This window comes from Mucilaginibacter tolerans, assembly GCF_030519375.1.
In the GTDB taxonomy this organism is placed as follows: domain Bacteria; phylum Bacteroidota; class Bacteroidia; order Sphingobacteriales; family Sphingobacteriaceae; genus Mucilaginibacter.
On sequence record NZ_JAUMKB010000017.1, the window covers coordinates 82,191 to 88,906 of the forward strand.

Annotated in this window: 3 protein-coding genes; all 3 read left to right on the forward strand. The window is 45.4% G+C overall.

Annotated elements, in window-relative coordinates; all coding sequences use genetic code 11:
• The first annotated feature begins 13 nt into the window (after positions 1–13).
• Entirely contained in the window at positions 14–2,170 is a 2,157-nt protein-coding gene (locus Q3A68_RS19335) for a xanthine dehydrogenase family protein molybdopterin-binding subunit (RefSeq protein ID WP_302902775.1), read from the forward strand.
• A 52-nt stretch (positions 2,171–2,222) separates the two neighbouring features.
• Entirely contained in the window at positions 2,223–3,044 is an 822-nt protein-coding gene (locus Q3A68_RS19340; protein ID WP_302902776.1) for a sugar phosphate isomerase/epimerase family protein, read from the forward strand.
• Positions 3,045–3,528: 484 nt separating this feature from the next.
• On the forward strand, positions 3,529–6,716 hold a 3,188-nt coding region (locus Q3A68_RS19345), incomplete at its 3' end, for a beta strand repeat-containing protein (RefSeq protein WP_302902777.1).

A 6,716-nucleotide genomic window follows, 5' to 3' on the forward strand; every position in this document is an offset into this window, starting at 1 on the left:
AACATATTCGAAAATGGAAACGAACGCAATATCAAGAAGAAATTTTCTCAGGGTTTCCGGCGTTGCCGGGACAGCGCTTTGTTTAGGTTTTTATTCTTCTGCAAGTGCAAAAGAGGAGCAACTTATACATGCCGCGGATGCAGAAAAAGCAGGTGTTCAGATGAATGCCTGGATCAATATTGATACCAATGGCAAAGTGACCCTGACCGATCACCGTGCCGAGATGGGGCAGGGGTCTTACCAGTCAGTACCTCAGATTATTGCTGAGGAACTGGAGGTGGATATGAAGGACATTAATATCATTTTTGCCCAGGGGGATAACAAGAAATATGGAAGCCAGATCACGGGAGGAAGCTCAACCATACGTGGTTCTTATAAAAACTTATTAAAGTTAAGTGCATCAGCGCGCGAAATGCTGATTGCCGCTGCCGCAGCCAAGTGGACAGTTCCGGCATCGGAATGTTATGCTGAATCGGGAAATGTGATCCACAAACCATCTGGTAAGAAGTTTCATTATGGAGAACTTGTTACCGATGCATCAAAATTGGAAGCACCTAAAGACGTTCACCTTAAAAAAGTATCAGAATATAAGCTGATCCGCAAGCCGCTGAACCGGCAGGACACACCTTTAAAAACTAATGGACAGGCCATATTCGGTTTAGATAAGAAGTTACCCGGAATGCTTTATGCGGCTGTTGAACGTTGTCCGAGGCAGCGTGGTATAGTAAAGAGCTTTGATGATAGTGCTACAAAAAAGATTCCCGGTGTTAAACATGTTTTTAAGGTACAGATGGCTGTTTTCAATACCACCCGCGAAGGGGTTGCTGTAGTAGCAGATTCTACCTGGGCGGCAATAGAAGGAAAAAAAGCATTGCGTGTGGAGTGGGATGATAGCGGCTTTGATCATGTGAATACTGCTGATATCTTTAAAAAGCACAATGAATTAGTGCAAACGCAGGAAGGCTTACCGGTTAAAACCCAGGGTGACCCGGATGGTGCTCTTAAACAAGCTTCAAAAACGCTTGATGTTACCTATCAAACCCCCTACCAGTCGCACAGCGCAATGGAACCGCTGAACTGCGTTGCCCATTACCAGAGCGACAAGGTGGAAATATGGGGTCCTATACAAGCACCGGACTGGATACAAGCGGATATCAGCGGCCGGCTTAAGATCCCGCAGGAAAAAGTGATCGTCAACATGACCTTTCTCGGCGGTGGTTTTGGCAGGAAAGCTTTTATGGATTATCCGCACGAAGCTGTCATGATCTCAAAAGAGATAGGCGGACCGGTGCAGGTGGTTTGGACACGCGAGGACGACATGACCCAGGGGCCGTATCGTGCAGGTGTCACTTACCGTTGCCAGGGTGCTCTTGAAAATGGTGGGATAAGTGCTTTGAAATTTAAAACTGCCGGGCAAAATATAGGACATTGGCAGGGTGGTAAAACGGATAAGGGAAACGACAGTATTTCGGAAGGTTTCCTGGCACCTTATTACAAGAGCATAAAAAATATCAGTTTTTCGGATGTTCCCTACGAAATGCCTCTGCCCAATATGTGGTGGCGCTCGGTTTATGCATCGACCAACGGTTTTGCAATCGAGAGCTTTTTGAATGAGATGGCTATAGCTGCGGGGAAAGATCAGCTCGATTTTCGTAGGCAATATTTAAATGATGACCGCTGCCAAAAGCTAATTGACAAAATGGAAGAAGTATCGGGATGGAAATCAAGAGAAAAGAATAGTGGGTATGGTGTCGCCATAACGGAATGTTTTAGCAGTACCGTGGGCCAGGTGGTAAAAGTTTCAAGAAAAAGTAACGGAGGGATTAAGATAGACCACGTGTGGGCGGTAATGGATTGCGGGTGGTATGTTAACCCCGATATTATTAAAGCACAGGTAGAAGGCTCGGTGGTTATGGCCTTAGGTGCCGCTACTACTCATGAAATTACGTTTAAAGATGGCCTGGTCGAGCAGAAAAACTTTTACAGCTACCAGATGCCCCGAATGAGCGATGTACCCGTGGTCGATGTATATGTTATGGATAACGATGCGGATGCAGGAGGTGTTGGCGAGCCCGGTTTACCGCCGTTTACTCCGGCTTTGACTGACGCTATTTTTGATTTGACTGGCAAGCGTATCAGGAAACTGCCATTTAATATGAATGCGGTTTAGCTTATTTCGTTGTTTATAGTAAACTTACGCTTGATCAACCTATAAAACCTGAATGAATATAAAATTCTTTTGTCCACGCTGGGGGAGTACCGGGCTATCATGGGGTGACTTTCTCTCCAAAGTAAAAGATGCAGGCTATGATGGTATCGAATACGGAATTGCCAATAGTACACCTGCAAGTGAACTTGAAATGGTCTGTAGAAAAGCAGAGCAGATGGGGCTGCTGGTAATTGCCCAGCATTATGAGACCAGCGACCTGGATATCAACGTTCATGCCGATAATTTTGCAGCATGGTTCAGGAAAATTGAACCTTTCAATTGGATAAAAGTCAACTCACAAACTGGCAAAGATTTTTTCACCTTCGAACAAAATAAAAGAATGATCGATGTGGCGACTGCCTATGCTGACAGAACGGGTATGCCCGTATATCATGAAACGCATAGGGGTAAATTTAGCTTTGCTGCACATATCACTAAAGAATATCTGCAAAAACTGCCGGACCTGAAATTAACACTTGACATATCGCATTGGGTAAATGTGGCTGAATCTTTCCTCGAAAATCAACCTGAGGCCGTTGAACTGGCGTTGGAAAGAACAGGTCACTTACACGCCCGTGTAGGATATCCTGAAGGGCCTCAGATTCCGGACCCGAGATCGCCGGAATGGGAGGAAGCACTGAATAAACATCTGCTGTGGTGGGATAAGGTCGTTTACAGAATCTGCAATCAGCAAGGCGATAACCTGGTAACAATATCACCTGAATTTGGGCCTCATCCCTATATGGTTCATTTGCCGGGAACAGGTACTCCTATCGCCAATCAATGGGATGTAAATGTATTTATGATGCAGCTGTTAAAAGCCCGCTATGCCTGATGCGATTCAGGTTTAAATCCTCGTTGTTTTTAATTGCTAATCCGGTAATTATTTCATTAACAAATACTTGTATTTAAAGAAACGAAACTTTTACTATGCAATCCCGTATAAGGGACGGTGAAAGACCTGCATCCAAAACTCATTGTTCAAAAACTTAAGGAATCGTTCAAGGCGGTTTTCGGAGGGGATGCTACGAATGAACAGTTCATCGAGGTTTTTATCACAATCTTATTTTTCTCCTTACTTATAGTTTCATTCTTCGTCCTTAACAGATATTAGAATATTAGCTTTAACTATATTTTCTATCTACTTCTGTTTCAATAACCTTTCTTTTAAAGATTATAATTATCTTTAAACCATCATTACTTCCTATGTGGGCCAATTAAGGGGATTAGTATTCCCGGTCATATTTTAACCGGCAGAAGCAGAATAGTAGTTGTTTCGGAAAGCAAAGGCTCTCCGGATAGATTTTTAGTCGAAGCAAATGGATAAACTTATACTCGAATCTTATAATATCTCACTAAAAAGCAAAGTAACAGGGAAAGTAAACCCAACAACAATTGCAAATAACGGTGGGATAAGGCGTATATGGGCAAAGACTGTTGGGCTGATATTGATATGCGCGTTGTTGATGATGTCTGCCACACCTGTTTTTGCACAATCAACAGATGCTACTTTATCCAATCTAACAATCAGTGATGGTTCGTTAAACCCGGCATTTACCAGCGGTACAACCAGTTATACAGATAATGTTGGTAATGCGACCACCAGCATTACTGTTACACCAACGAGCAATGATCCAAACGCTACAATTACGGTTAATGGATCATCTGTGACAAGCGGAACGGCCTCTGGTGCGATCAGTTTGAGTGTAGGTGATAATACAATTACGATCATCGGCACTGCGCAGGATGGCGTTACTACAGACACCTACACAGTCACGGTAACACGTGCCCCATCGTCTGACGCAACTTTATCGGGTTTAACGTTAAGTACAGGAGCTTTATCACCTGGTTTTTCGAGTGGAACTACAAGTTATACAGCTAGTGTAAGTAATGCAACTACAAGCATAACAGTTACGCCGACTACTAATGATGCAACAGCAGCTATTACTGTGAACGGCAATGCAGTAACAAGTGGAAACGCATCAGGTGCAATCAGTTTGAATGTTGGTACAAACACAATCACTACCATAGTAACGGCACAAGATGGAACGACGACAGATACGTATACTGTTGTAGTCACACGTGCCCCATCATCTGATGCTACTCTATCGAATTTAACGCTTAGCTCTGGTACATTAACACCCGGTTTTGCCAGTGGGACAAATACTTATACGGCCAGCGTAAGCAATGCAACGACAAGCATAACAGTTACACCGACTACCAACGATGCAACAGCAACGGTTACTGTCAATGGTAATGCAGTAACAAGTGGAAACGCATCAGGGGCAATCAGTTTGAATGTTGGTACAAACACAATCACCACCATCGTAAAAGCACAGGACGGGACAACTACAAATACTTACACGGTCACGGTAACCCGCGCACCATCAACGGATGCCACGCTATCTGATTTAACACTCAGTGCCGGAACATTAGCACCTGGTTTTGCCAGTGGAACAAATAGCTATACTGCAAATGTTAATAATGCTACTACCAGTATTACAGTTACTCCGACAACCAACGATGCTACAGCTACTGTAAAAGTGAATGGTACTACTGTAGCAAGTGGTAATGCTTCAGGGCCAATCAGTTTAAACGTAGGTCCAAATACGATAACAACGATAGTTACAGCACAAGATGGAACCACGACGGATACCTATACCGTTGTTGTAACCCGTGCTGCTTCGTCGGTGGCAACTTTATCAAATCTGACTCTTAGCTCTGGCACGTTGACACCAGGCTTTGCCAGCGGTACAACTAGTTATACAGCCAGTGTGAGCAACGCAACGACAAGTATTACGGCAACTCCAACTACTACAAATGCGAATGCTACTGTAACGGTTAACGGGAATGCAGTAACAAGCGGAACAGCGTCGGGAGCTATCAGCTTGAATGTCGGTACCAATACGATCACCACCCTTGTTACCGCACAGGATGGAACAACAACAGATACCTACACGGTTGTAGTTACAAGGGCTGCGTCTTCTGTTGCTACGTTGTCCAATCTGACTCTTAGCTCTGGGACATTGACACCAGGCTTTGCCAGTGGCACAACCAGTTATGCTGCCAATGTAAGCAATGCAACAACAAGTATTACAGTGACCCCAACTACTACCAATGCGAATGCTACTGTAACTGTTAACGGGAACGCGGTAACAAGCGGAACAGCGTCGGGAGCTATCAGTCTGACTGTTGGCACCAATACCATCACAACCGTTGTGACGGCCCAGGACGGAACAACAACAGATACTTATACAGTTACAGTAACCAGAGCCGCATCAGCAGTAGCAACATTATCTAATTTAACTTTAAGTGCCGGGACGTTAACGCCAGGTTTTGCCAGCGGTACAACTAGTTATGCAGCCATTGTAAGCAATGCAACGACAAGCATTACAGTGACTCCAACCGCGTCAAATGTGAATGCTACGATAACGGTAAATGGTAATGCGGTAAACAGCGGAACAGCGTCTGGAGCGATCAGTTTAAATGTTGGTACAAACACCATCACGACAGTTGTAACTGCTCAGGATGGAACTACGACCGATACTTATACCGTGGTGGTTACCCGTGCTGCATCATCGGCAGCGACACTATCTAACCTGACAATTAGCGCCGGGACATTAAATCCGGCATTTTCAAGCGCGGTTACCTCGTATACCGATAATGTTGTCAATGCAGTTGCCACCATAACCGTAAGCCCTACAGCCACCGATCCAAATGCTACTATAACTGTTAATGGTGTTGCCGTAGCGTCAGGGGGAACATCTTTACCTTTAATTTTGCTGGTAGGCCCGATATCCCTGGGTCAGAATATAGTTACTATAGTAGTAACTGCTCAGGATGGAACCACAACGGACACTTATACTATTAATGTGGGGCGTGGAGCTTCTTCGGTTGCTACGCTGTCGAATCTAACTTTAAGTTCAGGAACATTAACACCAGCTTTTGCCGGCGGTACCACCAGCTACACGGCCAGTGTGAGCAATGCAACGACGAGCATTACCGTTACCCCAACCACCTCGGATGCCAATGCGGCAGTAACGGTAAATGGAAATGCAGTGACATCGGGAACTCCGTCCGGCCCGATCAGCCTGAATGTTGGCACCAATACCATCACAACCGTTGTGACGGCCCAGGACGGAACAACCCAAACAACCTACACGGTTACAGTGACCCGTGCGGCATCGTCAACAGCGACATTATCCAACCTGACACTTAGCTCGGGAACGCTGACCCCGGCATTTGCCAGTGGAACCACCAGCTATACGGCCAGTGTGAGCAATGCAACGACGAGCATTACCGCTACCCCAACCACCTCGGATGCCAGTGCGGCAGTAACGGTGAATGGTAATGCCGTAACATCGGGAACTCCGTCCGGTCCGATCAGCCTGAATGTTGGCACCAATACCATCACAACCGTTGTGACGGCACAGGACGGAACCACCCAAACAACCTACACGGTTACAGTGACCCGTGCGGCATCGTCAACGGCTACTTTATCGAACCT